The following is a 21,309-nucleotide window of genomic DNA, read 5'->3' on the forward strand; positions in this document are numbered from 1 at the left end:
CTTGTTATCGTGATGATCATGGACACGACGTTCAGCCGGCTTCTCGCATCATGTTGCGGGCGATCACCAATTGCTGAATCTGGCTGGTACCCTCGTAAATCCGGAACAGACGGACGTCCCGATAAAAGCGCTCGATTCCGTATTCGGACATGTAGCCGGCGCCACCATGAATCTGTACCGCGCGGTCAGCGACCCGACCGCACATCTCCGAGGCGTAGTACTTGCAGCAGGAGGCCTCGGTGGCCACGTTCTCTCCCAGATCGCGGCGCCGGGCCGCGTCCATGACCATGCTGCGGGCCGCGTAGATCTCAGTGCGGCAGTCAGCGAGCATCGCCTGCACAAGCTGGAACTCCGCCACCGCCTGACCGAACTGTTTGCGCTCCATGGCGTAGCGCAGGGCGTCATCGAGCATGCGTTCGGCGACGCCGACACAGATCGCGGCGATATGAATACGCCCCTTCTCCAACACCTTCATCGCGGTGCTGAAGCCTCGGCCGGGCTCGCCGCCGATGATATTCTCCGCCGGCACCCGGCAGCCATCGAACACCACGTCACAGGTGTGCGCGCCGCGCTGACCCATCTTGCGGTCCGGCTTGCCAAGGCTGATACCCGGGCTGCACGCATCGACGATAAAGGCGGACACGCCCTTGTGTCCGGGCTGGTCCGGCTCGCTGCGCGCCATCAACGTGAACACGCCGGCGTGCGGCGCATTGGTGATGTAGCGTTTGGTGCCGTGGATCACATAGTCGTCACCATCGCGCACCGCCCGGGTGGTGAGTGACGCCGCGTCGGAACCAGCCTCCGGCTCGGTAAGCGCGAACGAAGCGATCAGTTCGCCGCTGGCGAGCCGGGGCAGCCATTCTCTTTTCTGCGCCTCGGTGCCGTCCATGAGGATGCCCTGGGACCCGATGCCCACTGTGGTGCCGAACAGGGAACGGAACGCCGGCGATGTTTTGCCCATCTCGATCATCACCAGAGCTTCCTCTTCCATGGTGACGCCCAGGCCCCCGTATTGTTCAGGAACGGTAAGACCAAACAGCCCGATCTCCTTCATTTGGCGGACCACGTCGTCCGGGATCTGATCATGCTCCGCCACCCACTCTTCCCTGGGCACCAGGGTATCCCGAACAAAGCGACGCACCGTGTCGAGCAGCGCCGTCATGGTGTCCTGATCACGAATCATGCCTTTCTCCCGAGCGCTCCCGCGGCCATAGAAAAGCGGCGGGTTTTTTATTGAGGAAACGGTCCACGGCTTCACGATGCTCCACCGTGTCGAACAACACCGCTTGACCCAGGGCCTCGCGATGCAACAGATCATCGATGTGTCCGGCTGACAAATTCCGGATTTCGCTTTTGATCAACGCCACCGCCGCCGGCGAGGCACCTTCAAACGCTCTGGCGATCTCCAGAGCACGCTCTGGCAGGCGCTCGCTATCGTGGCACTCGCTCACCAATCCCAGCGTCCGTGCCTCGACGGCGGATAGTTCCCGAGCGCTGAGCGCCAGTTCGCGCGCACGGCGCGGGCCGAGCGCGGCCACCAGTGCCGGCAACCCACCCAGGTCCGGCATCAGGCCGACACGCAGAAATGACATACAAAAGCGGGCACGGGGGCCGGCGAGCAGAAAATCGCCCACCAGCGCCAGGCTGAAGCCCGCGCCGTAAGCGGCCCCATCAACCGCGGTGATGACCGGGCAGTTGAGCGCGAGCAATGGCTTAAGCCATTCGTGGCCACGGGCCATGCGCCGGCGCCAACCGTCCGCGTCCAGGCGTGACCCGCCAATGCTCTTGAGATCACCGCCAGCGCAGAAGGCGCCTCCCTCCCCCTGAATCACCAGGGCACGAAGATCCTGATCGTCGGCCAGGCGGGAAACCACTGCTCTAAGTTCCTCGCGCAGCACTTCATCAAGGGCATTGCGGGTGCCAGGGCGGGACAGGGTGACGACCACCACGCCACCCTCTCGCTGTAAACGCAACGCTTCCATGGTCTACTCCGGCTTCAGATCGCGGCCGCCCTGCAAGGAACTGCCGCCATCCACGGTGAGCACCGCGCCGGTGACGAAGCCGGCCAGCGGTGAACACAGGGTCATCGCCATGTTCGCTACCTCGGCCAGTGAGCCAAGACGGCGCAGAGGCACGGTCTCACGCATGCGCGCCAGGGCCGCCTCGTTTGGCGCCAGACGGCGAATGCCCTCGGTGTCGCCGATCGGTCCTGGAACCAGGGAGTTGATGCGGATACCGTGCCCGCCCCACTCCATCGCCAGCACCCTGGTAACCATGTCCACACCGGCCTTGGCGGCGCAGGCATGAACCTGATAGCGGGTCGGGTTGAACGCCTGTGGCGCGGAGATATTCAGCACCGACGCGCCAGGCTTGCGCAGAAAGGCATGCCCGCAGCGCAATACGTTGAAGGTACCCAGCAGGTCGATGTCGATCACGGTCTTGAAGGCGTTACAGGACATCTCCAAGGCGCCGGCCAGGAAATTACCGGCGGCCCCGGAAATCAACACATCGATCTCGCCAAACCACTCCGTGGCTTGCAGGTAAGCCGCCTCCAGCGCGGCCGGATCGCGCACATCCGCGGCGCAGCCACGCGCCTCGCCACCTCGCTCGCGTAACCCGGCCACGGCGGCGTCCACCCGTTCCTCCGAGCGGCTGATCAGAAACAGGCGGGCGCCCCGGGCAGCAAATGCCTCGGCAATGGCCAGATTGATGCCGCTGCTGCCGCCAGCCACGAATACCGATGTGTTTTCAAAGTTCAGTTCATTCATCAAAGTCACCGAATACTGATGCCGGTTTCATCCACCAGCGTCCGCCAGGTTTTCAGGTCCTTCTCGATGACCTCCGCGAATTCATCGCCGCGGTTACCCACCGGGGTCAGGCCCAACCGAATCAGCAACGAAGAAACATCGTCTGAACGGACCACCTCTGAAATCGCCGCCGACAACTTATCGCGCACGTCACCGGGAATGCCGGCTGGCGCCAGCACGCCAAACCAGCCGTAGGCATCGAGACCCTCATAACCCAGCTCCTTGAAGGTAGGCACATCAGGCTGGGTGGAAAGACGCTCCGAGCCAGTCACCGCGAGCACCTTGAAGGCGTCGCTGTCGAGATGGGAGCGCGAACTGGCCGCATCGATGATGGCCAGTCGTACCTGCTGACCCAGAATGGCATTCAGCAAAGGCGCCGAGCCCGGATAGGGTACGTGCAGCAGGTCCATGCCAGTCTGCAGATTCAGTGACTCTCCCTGGATGTGGGCGGAGGTGCCCATCCCGTAGTTGCCGAGCTCGTACTCGCCTGGATGCTCCAGGACTTCACGGACCAGTTCATCAAAGGTCTCCGCCGGAACGTCCGGCGTGGCCACGAACAGGCTTTGCGAACGGGCCACCAGGGAGAGCGGCGTGAGATCCCGGCGAACGTCATAATCCAGGTTGTCAAACAGGGCAGGAGCCTGCACTAGCAAGTTGATGCCGAACAACAGCCTGTAGGGGTTGCCCTGGTCGCGGGCCACGTAGGAAGCGCCGATATTGCCGCTGGCGCCGGGACGATTGTCCACCACCACGGCCTGTCCCCAGCGCTCGGAGAGTTTCTGCGACACTGCTCTTGCCAGGGTGTCGGTGGCACCGCCGGGCGGATAGGGCACCACGATCTCGATCTCACGTTCAGGATAGGCGTGGGCGTCGACCGGATCGGCGAACCCCACGCTGGACAGAATCAGCCCGCATAGCATCACCAGCGAGGGTGCCCGTAATCTTGTTATTGGCATTGTCATCACCTTTTTTGATTGAGGTTGAAATCACTGCACGGCGCGGGCCGCGTATTCCTCCTGAACATGCCGCCAGAGAATCTTTCCGGCGGCGGATTTAGGCAATTCATCGACGAAGCTGACCGAACGTGGCGCCTTGTACACCGCCATTTCGGAGCGGGCCCATTCGATAATGTCGTCCTCGCCGAGTCGATCACGGTAGTCGTCGTCAAGCACCAGAACCGCTTGCACCCGCTCGCCTTTCTCTTTATCCGGTACGCCCACGACACACGCCTCACGGACCCCCGGATGCCGATACATCAAGTTCTCGATTTCCGCCGGCCAGACCTTGTAACCGGATACCGTGATCATTCGCTTGAGCCGGTCGGTGAGGAAGAAATAGCCGTCCTCGTCGCGATAGGCCAGATCGCCGGTTCGGAAGTAGCGGCTCCCTTCGATCTCGATAAAGGCCTCCCGGTTGGCCTGGTCGTTATTCCAGTAACCGAGCATCACCTGCCCCCCGCTGGTTACCAGCTCGCCCTGCTCATTGTCCGGGAGAGGGACGCCGGTGTCGGGATGGATGATCAGCGAATGAACACCGAAGGTAGGCACGCCAAGGCATTGCCGTTTATTGCGATGCACCGGATTGGCGTGCAGGAAGGCCGCGGTTTCAGTAAGGCCGTAGGACTCATTGAAGACAATGCCGTGATCGTCGTTGAGTTTGCGCGACACCGCCTCCGGCATGGCGGCGCCGCCGCCGAAAATCAGCGACAGGCTGGACAAATCATGACCGGTCACCTCCGGGTCGGAAAAGAAGCCCATGACCATGGACGGCGGTGCGCCCCAAATGGTGACACCCCGGGCTTCGATCAGACGGGCCGCGGTGTGCCGATCCCAACGTGGCAGAATCACCAGGGTTCCCCCGAGGAAAAGGGGCAGGTTCATGGAGTTCTGTAGCCCCAGCATGTGGAACATGGGCGCCACGGATAAAAACACCGCTTCCGAGTTGAATGCGCGCCACAGCGTGGAGGCATGGAGTGCGGTTATCAGCGTGCGGTGGCTGTGCCGACACCCCTTCGGTTTGCCGGTGGTACCGGAGGTATAGGGCAGCACGCAGAGCTGATCCGAATCGAAGGGCTGGGCGGCGGGACGCCCCCCCTCTTGCAGGGCCTGATCCCAGAACACCACGGCCGGGTCGCGCGGTGGCCGGCGCTCGGCGGTAAGCCACGCTGGCATCGGCGGATCGGTCTCGCCCAGGGTGCCCAGCCCGTCCGTGTAGTGGAACACCAGGGTGCGAGTCACGGTACCATTGTCCACACAGGGGCGCAGCGAGGGATAGAGTTCCTCGGCACAGATCGCCAGGTGGGCGCCGCTGTCGTCCAGGTAGTATTGCAATTCGTCGGCGGTGCTCATGGCATTCACCGGAACCACCGCCGCGCCAATTGAAGTTACGGCGTAGAAGGCGATCACGAATTGCGGGCAGTTCTGGGCAAGCAGCAACACTCTTTCACCGCGCACCACGCCCCAGTGTTGCCGCAGATAACCCGCCAGTCGTTCAACCTGCTCCTGCAGTTGCGCGTAACTGACTTCCGTTTCGTAGAATACCAGCGCCGGCTTGTCCGGAAACCGGCGCGCCGATTGGGACAGCGCCTCCGGCAGGGTGATCGAAGGCACACGAATATCCTGCCTCAGGCCCCGTGGATAGAACTGGAGATGATTGTTATTCATGGTTTCTCCGTGAATATCAGACGAAGCGGCGGTCCAGATCCCGGGCGATCACTTCCTTCATGATTTCGTTGGCGCCGCCGTAAACCTTGCCGACTCGAGCGTCGGTGTACATGCGCGAGATCGGGTACTCCTCCATATAGCCGTAGCCACCGTGCAGCTGCAGACATTCGTCCACCACCTGACAGTGCAACTGGGTGGTCCACCACTTGGCCATGGCGGCGGTGGGTACATCCAGGCCGCCGTCCATAACGCGCTGGATGCAGTCATTGATGAAGCAATCAACCACGGTGGCCTGGGTGTGAGCCTCGGCGAGCTTGAAACGGGTGTTCTGCATATCAAGGAGGCGCTGACCGAATACTTGCCGCTGGTTAACGTACTCCAGGGTGTCGTCGATGGCCCGACGCATCGCCGCCGCCGCGCCAATGGCGATCAGTAAGCGCTCGCGGGGAAGCTGCTCCATGAGCTGAGTGAACCCCCTTCCCTCCTCGCCACCGAGCAACTGGCGACGCGGCACGCGCACCTGGTCAAAGAACAGCTCGGCGGTATCCTGACCGCGCTGGCCGATTTTCTTCAGTAGCCGGCCACGCCGGAACCCGTCCACCTCCCGGGCATCCACCAGAATCAGGGAGATACCGCGGCTGCCCTTGGCCTGACCATCGGTTTTCGCCACCACGCACACCAGATCCGCATGGTATCCGTTGGTGATAAACGTCTTGGCGCCGTTGATAAGGTAGTCGTCTCCGTCCCGTTGGGCGGTGGTGCGCACCGCCTGCAGGTCGGACCCCGCACCGGGTTCACTCATGGCGATGGCCGCCACCGTTTCGCCACTGGCCATGCCGGGCAGCCAATGGCGCCGCTGCTCCTCGCTGCCATAGTTGAGGAGATAATGGGCGACAATATTACTGTGCACGTTGAGGCTGAAACTGTTGAGCTGGGCGCGGAACTGTTCCTGGCAAATCACCACTTCGTGGCCAAAGCCACCGCCACCACCGCCATATTGTTCCGGAATGCCGGCGCACAGCAGCCCCAGGCGTCCCAGCTCGCGCCATACTTCCCGGTCAGGGTAGCCCTGGGCCAGCCAGCGGGCTTCCCGGGGCACGAACTCGTTTTCGAACATGCGGCGCACCGAGTCCTGAAAGATGCGCAGGTCCTCGTCCATCCACGCCGGTGCGGGAATACTCATGCATGGCTCCCTAGGGCCGGCCACCGCCGCAAACGACGGTCTGGCCGCTGATGTAATTGGATTCAGGGGTACAAAACAGATAAACCGCGTCGGCGGCTTCCCGGGGCGTGCCGGCGCGGCCCAGGGGAATACTGGCCTCGGCGGCGCGCAGATTGCGGGCGGACACACCCACCGCGATATCCCGGCCCTCGATTTTCACGGTCTTACGCTCTTCGGTTGCCTGGGTCAGGCGAGTGGCGATCAAGGCAAAGGCCACACAGTTCACATTAACCTTGTATCGACCCCATTCCTTCGCCATCGCCTTGGTAAAGCCCATGACGCCAGCCTTGGCAGCGGAATAGTTGGCCTGGCCGGCATTACCCATGACCCCGGAAGTGGAGGAAATATTAACCACCTTGCGGAATACCTCCCGACCTTCTTCAGCCTCCCGTTTAGCGCTCTCACGCAGGTAGGGCGCGGCGGCCCGCAGAATCCGGAACGGCGCGGTCAGGTGCACGTCGAGAATCGCCGACCACTGCTCGTCATCCATTTTCTGGATCACGTTGTCCCAGGTGTAGCCGGCGTTATTGACGATGATGTCCAGCCCGCCCAGGGATTCCACGGCAGTGGCCACGAAGCCTTCGGCGAAATCCGGATCGGTGACGCTGCCGGGGAAGCTCACGGCCCGGCCGCCGGCGGCCTCGATATCCGCCACGGTATCCGCGGCCGGCACCGGGTCCAGGTCATTGACCACCACCGCCGCGCCCTCTTGCGCCAGTTTCAAGGCGATCTCCCGGCCTATGCCACGCCCGGAACCGGTCACCAGCGCCACTTTGCCGTCAAGCTTTGCCATTGTTGTTCCCCCTGTTCGTTATGCCATCGGCGGGCACTCGCACGGTAGCCTCGCCTTTGATTTTCAGCGCCTCGCCCTGGTCTCGTACCGACAGCGCCAGCGTCACCCGACAGCTCTCACCCAGTTGCTCGATGGCGGACACCCGGCCCACGCATCGCAGTCGCGCGCCCACCGGGGTAATCGAGGAGAAACGCACCGAGTAGGTTTCAATCCAGGATTGCGGGACCCAGTTGGTCAGAACCCGACCAAGATAGGCCATCGACAACATCCCGTGGGCGAACACATCCTCCATGCCCGCCGCGCGGGCGAAGTCAATATCCACGTGAATCGGGTTGTGATCGCCGGACGCGCCGCAATACAGTGCCAGGTCCAGCCGCGACACAGGACCCACTGACAACTCGGGAAGTACATCGTCGATGGCCATTCCGTTCATGAATCTCCTCCTTGCGGATTTCGAACCACGGTGACGCAGCGCAGATCCGCCACCGCCTGGCCGTGCTGATTAGTGACCCGCGTATCACGCACCACGAATTCCAGGGCACCACCCTTCTTGGCATGGATATCCGCGATCACTGGCTCGAATCGCAACCGGTCGCCGGCGTGCGCCTGGCGGTGGTAACGGAAGTGCTCTTCACCGTGCAGCACCCGGGCTATATCGATGCTCAAAAGCTTGCGCAACGCCGCCGGGTCCGGAGCATCCATCTCCAGACAGAAAAGGAAGGTGGGCGGCACCGGCAGATCGGGGTGGCCGGCACCCCGAGCCGTGGCGAGATCGCTGTAGAGCGGATCGTCCTGACCGATGGCCTTGGCGAACAACGCCAGGCGGCCGCGCTCAACCATGACCTCGAAGGAGGGCAAGGACGTGCCGATATAAGAGGTATCAATCATCGCGCCGCCTCAGTCCTTGCCGTACAGAGTGACCACGCAGGCGCCACCCAGCCCCAGGTTATGCTGCAAAGCCACCCGCGCGCCCTCGACCTGACGCGGGCCTGCGTCGCCACGCAGTTGCCAGACAAGCTCGGCGCACTGGGCGAGGCCGGTGGCGCCCAGGGGATGCCCTTTGGAAAGCAGGCCGCCCGAGGGATTGGTGACGACACGGCCACCGTAGGTGTTATCACCGTCCAGGATGAAACGTTCCGCGGTGCCAGGAGCGGTAAGTCCCAGCCCTTCGTAGGTGATCAGTTCGTTGGCGGTGAAACAGTCATGCAGCTCCACCACGTCGACGTCTCCAGGGCCTACGCCTGCCTCCTCATAGACCCGGCGCGCAGCCAGCTCGGTCATGTCGTAGCCGACTACCTTTCGCATGTCCTTGCTCTCGAAAGTGCCAGGCATATCAGTGGTCATCGACTGCGCGACGATATGTACCGCCCCGGTCAGGCCCTGACGAGCGGCGAAATCCGCCGAACACACCACCGCCGCCGCCGCTCCACAGGTAGGCGGGCAGCATTGCAGGCGCGTCAGCGGATCAAAAATCATCGGCGCGTCCAGCACCTGCTCCAGAGCTACGGTGTCGCGAAACACCGCATAGGGATTGTTGGCGGCATGTTGGCGTGCCTTGACCGAGATGCGCGCGAAGGTCTCCGGCGCGGCCCCGTACTCATTCATGTAGGCACGCGCGGCGCCACCGAACAACTGAGCTGCCCGGGGGGCTTGTTCATCGTAGCCCTGCACCTCGACCATGGCGTCGACCAGGCCGGCCACCGCCGGACGGCGATCCGGGAACGGGCTGCTCAGCGCGCCCGGCGTCATCTGCTCGAAGCCCACCGCCAGTGCGCAGTCCACCACACCGTGGGCAACCGCCTGACGGGCAAGGAACAACGCACTGGAACCGCTGGCGCAGTTATTGTTGACATTGATGACAGGGATGCCGGAAAGGCCGACTTCATAGAGACCGGCCTGACCGCTGGTGGAATCGCCATACACATAGCCGGCGTAGGCTTGCCGAACCTGGGGGTAATCAATGCCGGCATCCTTCAGAGCGGCGCGGACGGCGCGGGACGCCATCACATGGTAGGCCTCACTGCGACCCGGCTTGCTGAACGGGATCATCCCGACCCCGGCGACGTACACGCGTTCTGCCATTGTTCTCTCCCATCTCATTGACACTCATGGTGCCGCCCGACCCGGGAATCCGGCATGGCCCGACCCCTCAAAGTGATTGGCCGAACTAAACAATTTGCCCGCTTCGGGCACGACGTTTGAGATGGGTATAGCGGTATTCGCCGGGGGGCAGCCCGGTCCATTTCTTGAATGCGCGATGAAAGGTACTGAGCTCGGAGAAACCCAGCCGGAAAGCGACGTCCTGCAGCTGCAACTCCGGATTGGAGAGGTATTCGATGGCCGCATCACGACGGAGGCGATCCTTCAGCCCCTGATAGGTCTGACCCTCGGCGCGTAGTCGACGGCGTAGTGTCTGCGGGGTCATGCCAAGAGTATCGCCAACCTGCTCCAGCGTAGGCAGGCCACTGTCCAGGTGCTTTCTCAGTAGCCGTCGAATCCGCTCGGTGCAGGAGGTCTCGTCACGGTAACGCACCAGAAGATTGGCCGGCGCCTGATGGAAAAACTCCTCCACGCTGAGGCGGTTCTGCACCACCGGCAGGTCCAGCCAACGGGCATCGAACTGATAACCGAAAACCGGCTGGTCGTAGAGTACCGGCGCCTGGAACATCACGTAAGGGTCGGTGCCGCTGCCGGGCCCGGGCTGCTGATAGTGCACTGCGCGCAAAGGCAGCCGTCGCGCCACCAACCACGACGCCAGGCCCCAGGAGAAGAACATGAAAGTACGGCGCGCATAGTGTTGCGCGCGCGGATCACGGTTGTTCTGGTGGATGATTACCCGGGCAACCCCGCGCCGTACCGTAAGCCGCGCCACGAAATCATCGAGCATCAGGTGGTAGAACGAGAAGCCCTTGCGCATGGCTTCCCCCAACGTACCGCAGCCAATCAATTCTCGGCAGATATGGGCAAAGGCGCCCAGCCGCACCGGCTGACTGCACAGCCCGAAGTATTCGTCACGCAAGGTACGGCCAAGCAACGATAGCAGCCGCGCATACTGATCCTGGGACACCCTCGACAAGGGCGTTTCCAGTAACGAAGGCGAGATGCCCGAGCGGCGTAGAAGGCGGCGCACATCCACACCCTGGGAGCGCGCCCCCTCGGTAATTTCAATAACGTGGGAGATGGCGATGGTATGGGTGGGCGGCGCCACGCGCGCGTTCATGAGCCCACCCCCCGCGCGAATTGAACACCCCGACCCACGAGGTTTCTCAGGGAGAACAGAAAGATCAGGATGCTGGCGACGATCAGGGTCGCGCTTAACGGGCGCTCCATGAACACCATGAAATCCCCTCGCGAGAGAAGCAAGGCACGGCGCAGATGCTCCTCAAGAGCCGGCCCCAGCACGAAGCCGAGCAACAATGGCGCCGCCGGATAACGAAAAGCACTGAGCACATAGCCCACCAGCCCAAAGAAAAGCGCCACATATAGATCGAACACATTGTTGCGCGCGCTGTAAACGCCCACGCATACGAACACCAGGATAATCGGATAGAGAATCTGGTAGGGAATCGACACCATCCTCACCCACAAACCGATCAAGGGGATATTGAGCACCAGCAATAGCAGATTGCCGATCCAAAAACTCATGACCAGCCCCCAAAACATGTCAGGGTTCTCGGTGATAAAACGCGGACCCGGCACGATACCGTGTAGCATCATCGCACCCAGCAACAGGGCCATCACCGCGTCGCCGGGAATGCCCAGCGTCAGGGTAGGAATGAAACCGCTCTGGGTGGCGGCGTTGTTGGCCGCCTCCGGGGCCACCACCCCTTCCACGGCGCCCTTGCCGAAGCGCTCCGGCTCCCGCGACAGCTTCTTCTCGCCAATATAGGCCAGGAAGGAAGACAGCACCGCGCCGACGCCGGGCAGCACCCCGATCACCGTGCCCAGCAGCGAACCGCGCCCGGCCGGCATCCAGAACCGCCTCCAGTCGTCGCGGTCGGGCATCATGGATCGCAGGGTCACTTTTTCAGGGCGACGCCGCTCACCCGGGTCGCGGCCCACATTGGCGAGGATCTCGCCGATGCCGAACAGGCCCATGGCGATGGCGATCAGGTTGACGCCATCGGCCAGGCCTTCCAGGCCGAACGTATAGCGATACTGACCAGAGGTGACATCCGTGCCAATCAGCCCAAGCACCACCCCCACGATCACCATGGCCACGCCCTTGAGGGGCGAGCCACTGGCCAGGGACGATGCCGCTACCAGGCCCAACAACATGATCGCGAAGTATTCATAGGCACTGAACTTGACGGCGAAGGCGGCCACCACCGGCGCGAACCCCATCACCACCACGATGGCGATGGAACTGCCCACGAAGGACGCGATGGCGGTAACGAAAAGGGCGATGCCGGCACGACCGTTACGCGCCATGGGAAATCCATCAATGCAAGTCACTGCGGAGGTAATGCTGCCTGGCAGGTTCAGCAGAATAGCCGCCGTGGACCCACCGTACATGGTTCCGTAGAAAATGCCCGCCAACATCACCAGCGCGGCGGTCGGATCAAAATGGTGGGTGATCGGCAGCGCCAGGGAAATCGCCGCCAGAGCACCGATCCCCGGCAACACGCCGACGAAGGTACCAATGGTGACGCCGATGAAACAAAACAGAAAGGTTTCCAGGGTGAGGGCTTCATGCAGGCCCAGCAGGATGTTGCTCCACAATTCCATGGTATCACTCCGGGAAAGCGGACACCGGAATGCCCAGGGCCTGAATGAACAGCATCACGCTCACCGCCGACATCACCACCGCGATCGCCAGAATCGCCAGTGGTCGCAGGGTGCGTTCCCCGAGAGCGCTGAGCACCACCAGGCTGAACACCGCCGGCACCATGCCGGCTCGCTCCACTAACTGCGCGAAGCTGATGATACCCAGGGACAGCATCATGAAGGGACGCATCAACAAGGGTGGCGGCGGGTTATCCGAACGTATCACCTCGATGACCAGCGCCACGCCGATGGCGGCCAGCATCAGGCCGAGAATCAGGGGAAAGTAGCCGGGGCCCATGCGGCGCAGATCGCCGAGCTGGTAGCCTGTGGCGATGCCCGCCACGGCCAGCCCCACCAGGGTGAAGGCGATCGCCACCAGGATCTCGCCCCGGTTCAGACGCCGGCCCTTGGACGCGGGCCGGGACGGCGCCACTTCGGGCGCCCGGGTATCGGTGCTCACGACACACCTCCTCATTGTTATTAGATGTTTTTATCGCCTCGCCGCTGGAAAGCATGTCCCCGGCGAACCGCCGCGCCTATGGCGATAGGCGCCAAACCGGTTGGCGGAAAACGTCATCGCCGGGCGGGTTTCACTCCCTTGGATGACGGTTTCCGCCAGTCAGGTCGATTACACCGTGGCACTGGTTCCCAGGATCGCGGTGGACTGGCTCGATAGCGTCCCCCCGTTACCGTGCACGATGGCGGTGTTTGCTCCAGCGACCTGGCGCTCCTCGCCGTCACCACGCAACTGCCGTACCGCTTCGATGGTGGCGAAAATGCCGTACATGCCCGGGTGCCCCCAGGACAGACCACCGCCGTTGGTGTTTACCGGCAGCGAACCGCCTGGGCGTATATTTCCATCGGCGACAAAGGCACCCCCCTCCCCTTTTGCGCAAAATCCCAGGTCCTCAAGGAACAACACCGTGTTGATGGTGAAGGCGTCGTACAGTTCCGCGATGTCCATGTCGGCGGGGCCCAGTCCGGCCATCCGATAAGCCTGCTCACCGGATTGCCTGGCGGCGGTCACGGTGAGGTCCGGCATTGATGAAATCTGCCGGTGCCAGACCGCCGTGCCACTGCCAAGCACATAAACCGGCGGTTTGGGCAGGTCGCGGGCACGCTCGCCACGTACCAGCACATAGGCGCCGCCACCATCGGTGACCAGACAAGAGTCACGTACCGTGAGCGGATCGGAAACCATGCGCGCGCCCAGCACGTCGGCTACCGTGAGAGGGTCACGCATAAAGGCATCCGGGTTAAGGCGTGCCCACTGGCGCGCGGCTACCGCGACTTCCGCCAATTGCTCCCTGGTGGTGCCGAATTCATGCATATGGCGAGAAGCCGCCAGCGCATAGGCGGACAATGGCAGCATCGGCTGGTACGGATGCTCGTAGGGTTGTGGGTCCATACGCCGGCGCGCCCTGGCCACTTCCTTGCGATTCAAGGTGGAAGTACGTTGCGCGCTGCCGTAGCACACCAGCACCGCGTCGCACTGCCCGGACTCCAGCGCCAGCATGGCTGGCATCAGATGCGCCACGAAGCTGGAGCCTCCAATCATGGTACCGTCGATAAAGCGGGCATTGATGCCCAGATGTTCCACCACCTCCATGGGCCACATGGTGGCCAGTACACTGGCGGTGCATACTCCGTCGATATCCTTCATGGTCAGACCGGCATCCGTCACCGCGCGACGGGCCGCGTTGGCGAGCAGGTCCATGTCGCTGTAGCCGGGGGATTCACCGCATCCAAAGGTAGCCACGCCGGCAATCGCGGTCTTGCCTCGTAGATGACTCAGGCTGGCGTTATTCATGATCTTTCTCCCGCTGCCGATCCACTTCCACCGCATCGAACAGCAGCACGCCCTGGTCTTCCTCCACCGCCACCCGCGCACGAACCGGCTGACCAATACATACCGCGTCCGGGGATAGCCCATCCACCCGACTCATCAATCTTGGCCCTTCCTCGAGGTCGATCAGGGCCACGTTGTAGTCACCGCCCGCCTCCTCCTTACGACGCACCGTGGTGGTGGCATAGACGGTACCCCGGCCACTGGTCGCGAACCAATGCAGGTCACCACTACCGCAGGCCGGGCAGAGTTCACGGGGATAGAAAATAGCGCTATCGCAGTCCTGGCAGCGCTGAATCCGAAAGCGGCCGGCGGCCAGCGTCTCCGCGTAGACGCGGGCCGCCGGACCCGCCGGGTTGATGGCGTTGTCATTCATGGTCATTGTTCTCCGGTAAGCGGACTCAGATCGGGTCCCAGCAAAATACGTCGGCGGATTTATCGAGATCGTGGAAGCTGGCGCGCAGCGCCGGCAGCGCCTGGGACAACACCGTGTCCGGGGTCCAGCCGTCGCTGTTGTGTACCGAACGCATCGGACGAGGCTGGCTGATCAGGAATATCTCATTGTTGCGCACCGCGAAGATCTGCCCGCTCACATCGGTGGTCTGATCGCCCATCAGAGCCACCGCCAAGGGCGCGATCTTGGCCGGCGTCATCCGCTTGAAGCGTTCCACGCGCTGTTTTTCCTCCTCGCTGTCCGCCGGTACGGAACCGGTCATACGGCTCCAGGCGAAGGGCGCGATGCAGTTTGAACGCACGTTGAAACGCTGCATGTCCAGGGCGATCGATTTGGACAGCGCGGCCACGCCCAGTTTGGCGGCGGAATAATTGGCCTGTCCCAAGTTGCCGATCAGCCCGGAGGTGGAAGTCATGTGCACGAAGGCGCCGCTTGCCTGAGCCTTGAAATGTGGCGCGGCGGCGCGGCTCATGTAGAAGGCACCGTACAAGTGCACCTTCAATACCGCATCCCATTCATCCACGCTCATCTTGTGGAAAAAACGGTCACGCAGAATACCCGCGTTGTTCACCACGCCATCGATGCGCCCGAAATGATCCAGAGCCATCTCTATGACGGCGTTCGCGCTGCTCGCTTCGGACACGCTATCAGTACTCGCCACCGCTTCACCTCCGGCGGCGCGGATCGCTTCCACCACCGCCTGGGCGGGGCCGTCGTCGGTGCCGTCGCCACTCAGGGACGCGCCGATATCGTTGACCACCACCCGCGCGCCAGCGGTCGCCATGGCCAGGGCGATGTCACGCCCAATGCCGCCACCGGCGCCGGTGACCACCACCGCCTTGCCATCGAGCAAAGTGCTGTTCGACATAACTCCTCTCCCGTTTCTTTTTTTGTCGATGTCACTTCTTGTTGAAGGATTTAATGTATACCGTATACAGTATACGGAAGAAAGCAACGAAGAAAAGGAAGCCCGATGGCTGCTGGTCAACCGCAAACCTGGCTCGGCGCCGAGCAGAACCAGACGGACACGCTGGACCTCGGGGCGGTGGCCCGCGTGGCCGCTACCCTGGGAAGGGACACGCCGGACAAAGGTGATGCCCTGCCCTGGCTGTGGCATTGGGCGTTCTTCCAGGCGGCGGCACCGGCGGCAACGCTGTCCAACGACGGGCACCCCGAAGGCGGTGGCTTCCTGCCCCCCATGCCTGGCCTGCAGCGAATGTGGGCCGGCAGCCGGCTCACCTTCCAGCGCCCTTTACGGGTCGGCTTCCCGGCTCGCCGACACAGCCGGGTCCGGGACATCCAACGCAAGACCGGCCGCAACGCCGGGACCATGACGTTCGTGACCCTGGATCATCATTACGAGCAGGACGGCGAAGAAACGCTGCGTGAACAGCAGGATCTGGTTTACCGCGAACCACGCCCCTTGCCCGCCCGGCCCGGCATCCCGCTGCCAGAGCTGCACTGGCGCCGCGACATCAAGCCGGACCCTGTGCTGCTGTTCCGTTATTCAGCGGTGACCTTCAACAGCCACCGCATCCATTACGACTGGCCCTACGCCACTGGCGCCGAGGGTTACACCGGCCTGGTGGTGCACGGCCCGCTGATCGCGACCCTGGTGCTGGATGCCTTTCTCGATGCCCATCCGGGTGTCACACCCACGGGCTTCCAATTTCGTGGTCTGCGGCCACTGATCTGCCCCGGCCAATTCGTGGTCGGTGGCATCCGGGAGGAACCGGGCCAGGCCCGCCTGTTCGCCGGCGATAGAGACGGCCAGTCGCAAACCGCCGAAGTGCATTTCAAGGAGACCCCGTAATGAGCCGTCACAGCGAACATCTCACCGCCTTTCTGGCGGGCCTGCGTTTCGAGGACCTGCCCCAGCCCGTGGTGGCGCGCACCGAGGACCTGTTTCTCGACTGGCTCGGTTCTCTGCTGGCCGGTCGCTCGCAGCCACCGATTCCGCTTTTCTCTGGCTATGCCCGGCGCATGGGGCCAGGCACGGGGCGCTGCGAGAATCTGGTCGACGGTGGCACCACCTCACCCTATTTCGCCGCCCTGGTGAACGGTGCCGCTTCCCATGTGGTGGAGCAGGATGATCTACACAACAGTTCCGTGCTGCACCCCGCCACGGTGGTGTTCCCCGCCGCCCTGGCACTGGCCCAGGATCAGGAACGCAACGGCCAGGCGCTGATCACGGCGGCGGTGGCGGGTTATGAAGCGGGTATTCGGATTGGTGAATTCCTGGGCCGCTCCCACTACCGCGTGTTTCATACCACCGGGACCGTGGGCACCCTGGCGGCGGCCGTGGCCGCCGGCAAGCTCCTGGGACTGGATCAGAACGGCTTTACCCATCTGCTCGGCAGCGCCGGCACCCAGGCCTCCGGTCTGTGGGAATTCCTCCGTGACGCGGCGGATTCCAAGCAACTGCACACCGGCAAAGCGGCGGCGGACGGCGTGCTCGCCGCCTGCCTCACGGCCGAGGGCCTCACCGGCGCCCGCGACATTCTGGAAGGCGATCAGGGGCTGGCCGCCGGCTTGTCGCGGGACGCCGACCCGGCGTTTCTCGACGACCGGCTCGGTGAACGCTGGGCCCTGGCCGAAACCTCCTTCAAATTCCACGCCTCCTGCCGACACACCCACCCGGCGGCGGACGCCCTGCTCGACCTGATGACTCGCGAACGACTGATGGCCGAGGACATCGTTAGCGTCACCGCTCGGGTCCACCAGGCGGCGCTGGATGTGCTCGGCCGGGTGGAGACGCCGCGCACCATTCATCAGGCGAAGTTCTCCATGGGCACGGTGCTGGCGTTGATCGCCCTGCATGGCCGCGCCGGCCTTGGCGAATTCCACGACATCCCCCTGGATAATCCGGCCGTGGCCGCGTTCCGGGACAAGGTGGGGATGATCCTGGACGCTGAGGTGGACGGTGCCTACCCGGCCCGGTGGCTGGGACGGATCACCGTGGAGACCACCGACGGGCGCCGCCTGCAAGGCGCCATCGACGAGCCCAAGGGCGACCCCGGCAATACCCTTTCACGGGCGGAACTGGAGACGAAGTTCCGGCATCTGGCGGCCTTCGGGCAGGTCGATGCGACCCGCGCCGACGACCTTATCACCCGGGTCTGGCGGCTTGGCGCCAACGGCCCGGTGCGTTTTCAGGCATACCAACAAGATCGGGAGAGACAAGATGGTTGAGTACGATGCACAGGCACTGGACGGCATTCGCGACGGCGTTCGCGGTCTGTGTGAACGGTTCAGCGATGAATACTGGCGTGGCATCGACCGGGACAAGGGCTTCCCGGAAGAATTCGTCGCCGCGCTCACCGAGGCCGGCTGGCTGGCGGCGATGATCCCCGAGCAATACGGCGGCTCCGGCCTCGGCCTGGCGGAAGCCTCCGTGATCCTGGAGGAAGTGAATCGTTGTGGCGGCAACTCGGGCACCGTGCACGGCCAGATGTACAATATGTTCACGCTGCTACGCAATGGTTCCGAAGCCCAGAAGCGCGAGTACCTTCCCAGGCTGGCCAGCGGCGAGCTGCGCCTGCAATCCATGGGGGTCACCGAACCCACCACCGGCACCGATACCACCAGGATCAAGACCACCGCCATCCGCCGCGGCGACAAGTATGTGATCAATGGCCAGAAAGTGTGGATCTCGCGCATCCAGTATTCGGATCTGATGATCCTGCTGGCGCGCACCACGCCGCTGGACCAGGTCAGCAAGAAAACCGATGGCATGTCGATCTTCCTGGTCGACCTGCACCAGGCCATTGGCAACGGCCTCACCGTCCAGCCTATCGACAATATGGTGCACCATGTCACCAATGAGCTGTTCTTCGATGACCTGGAGATCCCGGCGGAAAATCTGATTGGCGAGGAAGGCAAGGGCTTTCGCTATATCCTCGATGGCCTCAACGCGGAACGCACCCTGATCGCCGCCGAGTGCATTGGCGATGGCCGCTGGTTCATCGACAAGGCCCGCCACTACGCTCGGGAACGGGAAGTGTTTGGCCGCCCCATCGGTCAGAACCAGGGCATTCAGTTCCCGCTGGCGGAGGCACACATCGAGGTGGAAGCCGCCGACCTGATGCGCTGGCGCGCCTGCCGCGAATACGATTCCGGTATGCCCGCTGGCGCCAGCGCCAACATGGCCAAATACCTGGCCGCCAAGGCCTCCTGGGAGGCCGGCAACGCCTGCCTGCAAACCCATGGCGGTTTCGGGTTCGCCTGCGAATACGACGTCGAACGCAAGTTCCGCGAGACCCGTCTCTATCAAGTCGCGCCGATCTCGACCAACCTGATTCTGTCCTACGTGGCCGAGCATCTGCTCGAATTGCCACGCTCGTTCTGAACGCTGGCCAAGGAGACTCAACATGACCGATACCCCTTCACGGCCACTGGACGGCGTAACCGTGGTCAGCCTGGAACACGCCATCGCCGCGCCGTTCTGCACGCGGCAACTGGCGGACCTGGGCGCCAGGGTGATCAAGATCGAGCGTCCTGGCGTGGGCGATTTCGCGCGCGGCTATGACGGGCGCGTACATGGACTGGCCTCCCACTTCGTGTGGACCAACCGCTCCAAGGAAAGCCTGACTCTGGATCTGAAACACGCCGACGCCACCCCCATACTGGACGGCCTGCTGGCCGAGGCCGATGTGCTGGTACAGAACCTGGCGCCCGGCGCCGCCGCACGCATGGGACTAAGCTTCGACGCCCTGCATGAGCGTTTCCCGTCATTGATTGTCTGTGATATTTCCGGTTACGGCGAAGGCGGCCCCTACCAGCACAAGAAAGCCTATGACCTGCTGATCCAGAGCGAAGGCGGCTTTCTTTCGGTCACCGGCAACGGCGACGAGATGGCCAAGGCGGGCTGCTCGATCGCTGACATCGCCGCGGGCATGTACGCCTACAGCCATATCCTTTCCGCCTTGCTGATGCGCGAGCGAACCGGCAATGGCAGTCGCATCGAGGTCTCGATGCTGGAGAGTCTGGTGGAATGGATGAGCTATCCGCTCTATTACGCCTTCGAAGGCGCCGAACCGCCGCCACGCACCGGCGCCGCCCACGCCACCATTTACCCCTACGGGCCATTCGACACCGGCGACGGCGGCACCGTGATGCTGGGGCTGCAAAACGAACGGGAATGGAAGTTGTTCTGCGACAAGGTACTGCGGCAGGCGCCCCTGGCCGACGACGAGCGCTTCGCCTCCAACACCCTTCGAGTACGTCACCGGGCCGCGCTGAAGGCGGTGATTCTTACCGAATTCGCGAACCTGGACGCCGAAGAGGTACTGAAAAGGCTGGATCAAGCGGGCATCGCCAACGCTCACGTCAACGACATGCACGGTGTGTGGCGCCATCCGCAACTGGCCGCCCGTGGCCGCTGGACCGAGATCGGCAGCCCGGCCGGGCCGTTGCCCGCCCTGCTGCCGCCCGGAGTCAGTAGTGACTGGATGCCGCGCATGGACGCGGTACCGGATCTGGGCGAACACAATGATGCCATCCTTACCGGCCTGGGCGTTGCCCAAGAGGAGCGGGACCGGCTACGACGGCAAGGAGTGATCGGATGAACCATGATCAGTCTCCGGTACGCTCGGCGCTGTTCGTTCCCGCCAGCCGGCCGGAACGTATCGCCAAGGCCCGCGCCAGTGGCGCCGACGCGGTGATCGTGGACCTGGAGGACGCCCTGCCCCCGCGGCACAAGGACAGCGCCCGCCGGGCCCTGGCCGAGGCGCTCACCGACGATCCCGGCGGAGTGCCCTTATGGGTACGTGTTAACGCCGCCGGCAGCCCCTGGTTCGACGACGATCTGGCCCTGTGCGCAAGGCAACCGGCGATCCATGGCGTCATGCTGCCGAAAGCGGAGCGGCACACCGACCTGGTCAAGGTCGCCACCCTGGGCAAGCCACTTTGGGCTCTGGTGGAAAGCGCCGCCGGAGTCCTCGCGCTGCCGGAGCTGACCGCCACACGGGGCCTGGAGCGGCTCGCCTTCGGAGCCCTGGACAGCGCCCTCGATCTGAGCCTGGAGGACGGCAGCGAAGGCGCCACCACGGTACTCGACCAACTGCGCGTGCAAATACTGCTGCACAGTCGGGCGCGAGGCCTGGCACCACCCTTGGAAAGCGTGGTGGCCGAGTTCCGGGATCCGCGGCCGTTGCGCCGCCGCGCGAACCTGGCGGCGCAGATGGGCTTCGGTGGCATGCTTTGCATCCATCCCACGCAGATCCCGCCGGTGCACGCGGCCTTTGCCATTGATGAAGCCCGGCGGGACTGGGCACGACGGGTGCTCCAGGCCGCCGAACAGCAGCCTCCACCGTTTCAGTTGGAGGGCGAGATGATCGACGAACCGGTGATCCGCCGCGCCCATCGATGGCTGGGGTCGATCAGCGGCTGATCAGCCCTTCAGAGCAAACAGCTTCACATCCGGGCGGCCGGCCAGCAGGCCCTTGAGGCCCTCGCCCAACTCCTTCATGTGCTCCCGGTGGGCCTGCAACGCCGCTTCGTCGGTGTATTGCTCGTAAATCAGCAGGGTGTCGGCGTCGTCCAGGGACTGATGCACCAGGTAGCAATGGTTGCCCTCTTCCTTGACTACCTCGGTGGCGATTTTCTGCATGGCGGCGACCAGGGCATCGCCCTGCCCCGGGGCGGCGGTCATCACTGCGGTAATACCGATCATTGAGCTCTCCCGTGTTGGAAACAGTTTTGTTGAAATGGTGTTTCGCATACTGGCAGCAGGTGGGAGCCACGGCCATGGGCGGTT

General features: G+C 63.3%; 22 protein-coding genes. 5 read left to right on the forward strand and 17 right to left on the reverse strand.

The genetic code is table 11. The features are described 5' to 3' along the window. Positions 1-31 precede the first annotated feature (31 nt). The 16 genes from ACLD02_RS17550 to ACLD02_RS17625 form a co-directional block, all read right to left on the reverse strand. Entirely contained in the window at positions 32-1,183 is a 1,152-nt protein-coding gene (locus ACLD02_RS17550; protein WP_410299289.1) for an acyl-CoA dehydrogenase family protein, read from the reverse strand. After that, positions 1,173-1,982 carry an enoyl-CoA hydratase/isomerase family protein gene (locus ACLD02_RS17555; protein ID WP_410299290.1) on the reverse strand — a complete coding sequence of 270 codons (810 nt, stop codon included), beginning with the start codon at positions 1,980-1,982 and terminating at the stop codon, positions 1,173-1,175. Before ACLD02_RS17555 ends, ACLD02_RS17550 begins: the two co-directional genes overlap by 11 nt. A gap of 3 nt (positions 1,983-1,985) precedes the next feature. After that, positions 1,986-2,768 carry an SDR family oxidoreductase gene (locus tag ACLD02_RS17560; protein ID WP_203101708.1) on the reverse strand — a complete coding sequence of 261 codons (783 nt, stop codon included), beginning with the start codon at positions 2,766-2,768 and terminating at the stop codon, positions 1,986-1,988. Between the two features lie 5 nt (positions 2,769-2,773). Further along, the gene (locus ACLD02_RS17565; RefSeq protein WP_410299291.1) at positions 2,774-3,763 is read right to left on the reverse strand and encodes a Bug family tripartite tricarboxylate transporter substrate binding protein; all 990 of its coding nucleotides are present in this window, start codon (positions 3,761-3,763) and stop codon (positions 2,774-2,776) included. Positions 3,764-3,793: 30 nt separating this feature from the next. Further along, positions 3,794-5,470, reverse strand: a complete 1,677-nt coding sequence (locus tag ACLD02_RS17570) for a long-chain-fatty-acid--CoA ligase (RefSeq protein WP_410299292.1) — start codon at positions 5,468-5,470, stop codon at positions 3,794-3,796. 16 nt (positions 5,471-5,486) lie between these two features. Then, positions 5,487-6,653 carry an acyl-CoA dehydrogenase family protein gene (locus ACLD02_RS17575; protein WP_410299293.1) on the reverse strand — a complete coding sequence of 389 codons (1,167 nt, stop codon included), beginning with the start codon at positions 6,651-6,653 and terminating at the stop codon, positions 5,487-5,489. Between the two features lie 10 nt (positions 6,654-6,663). Beyond that, the gene (locus ACLD02_RS17580; protein ID WP_203101716.1) at positions 6,664-7,485 is read right to left on the reverse strand and encodes an SDR family NAD(P)-dependent oxidoreductase; all 822 of its coding nucleotides are present in this window, start codon (positions 7,483-7,485) and stop codon (positions 6,664-6,666) included. After that, positions 7,472-7,918, reverse strand: a complete 447-nt coding sequence (locus ACLD02_RS17585; RefSeq protein ID WP_203101718.1) for a MaoC/PaaZ C-terminal domain-containing protein — start codon at positions 7,916-7,918, stop codon at positions 7,472-7,474. Before ACLD02_RS17585 ends, ACLD02_RS17580 begins: the two co-directional genes overlap by 14 nt. After that, complete coding sequence (locus tag ACLD02_RS17590) at positions 7,915-8,373, reverse strand: MaoC family dehydratase N-terminal domain-containing protein (RefSeq protein ID WP_410299294.1); 459 nt, start codon at positions 8,371-8,373, stop codon at positions 7,915-7,917. The genes ACLD02_RS17585 and ACLD02_RS17590 overlap by 4 nt, the downstream gene beginning before the upstream one ends. Positions 8,374-8,382: 9 nt before the next feature. Then, positions 8,383-9,567, reverse strand: a complete 1,185-nt coding sequence (locus ACLD02_RS17595; RefSeq protein WP_203101721.1) for a lipid-transfer protein — start codon at positions 9,565-9,567, stop codon at positions 8,383-8,385. Between the two features lie 85 nt (positions 9,568-9,652). After that, a complete protein-coding gene (locus ACLD02_RS17600; RefSeq protein ID WP_203101722.1) occupies positions 9,653-10,705 on the reverse strand; it encodes an AraC family transcriptional regulator in 1,053 nt (350 codons plus the stop codon). Further along, a complete protein-coding gene (locus ACLD02_RS17605; RefSeq protein ID WP_203101723.1) occupies positions 10,702-12,213 on the reverse strand; it encodes a tripartite tricarboxylate transporter permease in 1,512 nt (503 codons plus the stop codon). Before ACLD02_RS17605 ends, ACLD02_RS17600 begins: the two co-directional genes overlap by 4 nt. A gap of 4 nt (positions 12,214-12,217) precedes the next feature. Next, complete coding sequence (locus ACLD02_RS17610; RefSeq protein WP_410299295.1) at positions 12,218-12,712, reverse strand: tripartite tricarboxylate transporter TctB family protein; 495 nt, start codon at positions 12,710-12,712, stop codon at positions 12,218-12,220. A 168-nt stretch (positions 12,713-12,880) separates the two neighbouring features. Next, entirely contained in the window at positions 12,881-14,062 is a 1,182-nt protein-coding gene (locus ACLD02_RS17615) for a thiolase (protein ID WP_203101725.1), read from the reverse strand. Further along, positions 14,055-14,474 carry a Zn-ribbon domain-containing OB-fold protein gene (locus ACLD02_RS17620; RefSeq protein WP_410299296.1) on the reverse strand — a complete coding sequence of 140 codons (420 nt, stop codon included), beginning with the start codon at positions 14,472-14,474 and terminating at the stop codon, positions 14,055-14,057. Before ACLD02_RS17620 ends, ACLD02_RS17615 begins: the two co-directional genes overlap by 8 nt. Before the next feature lie 25 nt (positions 14,475-14,499). Next, entirely contained in the window at positions 14,500-15,420 is a 921-nt protein-coding gene (locus tag ACLD02_RS17625) for an SDR family NAD(P)-dependent oxidoreductase (RefSeq protein WP_410299297.1), read from the reverse strand. Between the two features lie 105 nt (positions 15,421-15,525). Between ACLD02_RS17625 and ACLD02_RS17630 the strand changes: the two genes are divergently transcribed. From ACLD02_RS17630 to ACLD02_RS17650, 5 genes are read left to right on the forward strand one after another with little or no spacing between them, the layout of a single operon-like run. Then, positions 15,526-16,365, forward strand: a complete 840-nt coding sequence (locus ACLD02_RS17630) for a MaoC family dehydratase N-terminal domain-containing protein (RefSeq protein WP_410299298.1) — start codon at positions 15,526-15,528, stop codon at positions 16,363-16,365. Next, positions 16,365-17,744: an MmgE/PrpD family protein gene (locus ACLD02_RS17635; protein ID WP_410299299.1), complete on the forward strand. Its 1,380-nt coding sequence runs from the start codon at positions 16,365-16,367 to the stop codon at positions 17,742-17,744. Before ACLD02_RS17630 ends, ACLD02_RS17635 begins: the two co-directional genes overlap by 1 nt. After that, a complete protein-coding gene (locus tag ACLD02_RS17640; RefSeq protein ID WP_203101728.1) occupies positions 17,737-18,900 on the forward strand; it encodes an acyl-CoA dehydrogenase family protein in 1,164 nt (387 codons plus the stop codon). The genes ACLD02_RS17635 and ACLD02_RS17640 overlap by 8 nt, the downstream gene beginning before the upstream one ends. Positions 18,901-18,922: 22 nt before the next feature. Then, a complete protein-coding gene (locus tag ACLD02_RS17645; protein ID WP_203101730.1) occupies positions 18,923-20,119 on the forward strand; it encodes a CaiB/BaiF CoA transferase family protein in 1,197 nt (398 codons plus the stop codon). After that, positions 20,116-20,943 (forward strand): HpcH/HpaI aldolase/citrate lyase family protein, encoded by an 828-nt coding sequence (locus tag ACLD02_RS17650; RefSeq protein WP_410299300.1) that lies wholly within the window; start codon positions 20,116-20,118, stop codon positions 20,941-20,943. Before ACLD02_RS17645 ends, ACLD02_RS17650 begins: the two co-directional genes overlap by 4 nt. Here the strand turns inward: ACLD02_RS17650 and ACLD02_RS17655 are convergent, their stop codons facing one another. After that, positions 20,944-21,225 carry a putative quinol monooxygenase gene (locus ACLD02_RS17655; RefSeq protein WP_203101734.1) on the reverse strand — a complete coding sequence of 94 codons (282 nt, stop codon included), beginning with the start codon at positions 21,223-21,225 and terminating at the stop codon, positions 20,944-20,946. Positions 21,226-21,309: the final 84 nt, after the last annotated feature.

The organism is Alloalcanivorax sp. C16-2, from assembly GCF_046507615.1.
GTDB lineage: Bacteria > Pseudomonadota > Gammaproteobacteria > Pseudomonadales > Alcanivoracaceae > Alloalcanivorax > Alloalcanivorax marinus_A.

Coding starts and splice junctions, on each gene's coding strand:
- ACLD02_RS17645 (WP_203101730.1), top strand. CDS start 18,923: ATGACCGATACCCCTTCACGGCCACTGGACGGCGTAACCGTGGTCAGC.
- ACLD02_RS17600 (WP_203101722.1), bottom strand. CDS start 10,705: ATGAACGCGCGCGTGGCGCCGCCCACCCATACCATCGCCATCTCCCAC.
- ACLD02_RS17625 (WP_410299297.1), bottom strand. CDS start 15,420: ATGTCGAACAGCACTTTGCTCGATGGCAAGGCGGTGGTGGTCACCGGC.
- ACLD02_RS17605 (WP_203101723.1), bottom strand. CDS start 12,213: ATGGAATTGTGGAGCAACATCCTGCTGGGCCTGCATGAAGCCCTCACC.
- ACLD02_RS17550 (WP_410299289.1), bottom strand. CDS start 1,183: ATGATTCGTGATCAGGACACCATGACGGCGCTGCTCGACACGGTGCGT.
- ACLD02_RS17595 (WP_203101721.1), bottom strand. CDS start 9,567: ATGGCAGAACGCGTGTACGTCGCCGGGGTCGGGATGATCCCGTTCAGC.
- ACLD02_RS17640 (WP_203101728.1), top strand. CDS start 17,737: ATGGTTGAGTACGATGCACAGGCACTGGACGGCATTCGCGACGGCGTT.
- ACLD02_RS17650 (WP_410299300.1), top strand. CDS start 20,116: ATGAACCATGATCAGTCTCCGGTACGCTCGGCGCTGTTCGTTCCCGCC.
- ACLD02_RS17565 (WP_410299291.1), bottom strand. CDS start 3,763: ATGCCAATAACAAGATTACGGGCACCCTCGCTGGTGATGCTATGCGGG.
- ACLD02_RS17635 (WP_410299299.1), top strand. CDS start 16,365: ATGAGCCGTCACAGCGAACATCTCACCGCCTTTCTGGCGGGCCTGCGT.
- ACLD02_RS17590 (WP_410299294.1), bottom strand. CDS start 8,373: ATGATTGATACCTCTTATATCGGCACGTCCTTGCCCTCCTTCGAGGTC.
- ACLD02_RS17560 (WP_203101708.1), bottom strand. CDS start 2,768: ATGAATGAACTGAACTTTGAAAACACATCGGTATTCGTGGCTGGCGGC.
- ACLD02_RS17570 (WP_410299292.1), bottom strand. CDS start 5,470: ATGAATAACAATCATCTCCAGTTCTATCCACGGGGCCTGAGGCAGGAT.
- ACLD02_RS17555 (WP_410299290.1), bottom strand. CDS start 1,982: ATGGAAGCGTTGCGTTTACAGCGAGAGGGTGGCGTGGTGGTCGTCACC.
- ACLD02_RS17655 (WP_203101734.1), bottom strand. CDS start 21,225: ATGATCGGTATTACCGCAGTGATGACCGCCGCCCCGGGGCAGGGCGAT.
- ACLD02_RS17615 (WP_203101725.1), bottom strand. CDS start 14,062: ATGAATAACGCCAGCCTGAGTCATCTACGAGGCAAGACCGCGATTGCC.
- ACLD02_RS17620 (WP_410299296.1), bottom strand. CDS start 14,474: ATGAATGACAACGCCATCAACCCGGCGGGTCCGGCGGCCCGCGTCTAC.
- ACLD02_RS17585 (WP_203101718.1), bottom strand. CDS start 7,918: ATGAACGGAATGGCCATCGACGATGTACTTCCCGAGTTGTCAGTGGGT.
- ACLD02_RS17630 (WP_410299298.1), top strand. CDS start 15,526: ATGGCTGCTGGTCAACCGCAAACCTGGCTCGGCGCCGAGCAGAACCAG.
- ACLD02_RS17580 (WP_203101716.1), bottom strand. CDS start 7,485: ATGGCAAAGCTTGACGGCAAAGTGGCGCTGGTGACCGGTTCCGGGCGT.
- ACLD02_RS17575 (WP_410299293.1), bottom strand. CDS start 6,653: ATGAGTATTCCCGCACCGGCGTGGATGGACGAGGACCTGCGCATCTTT.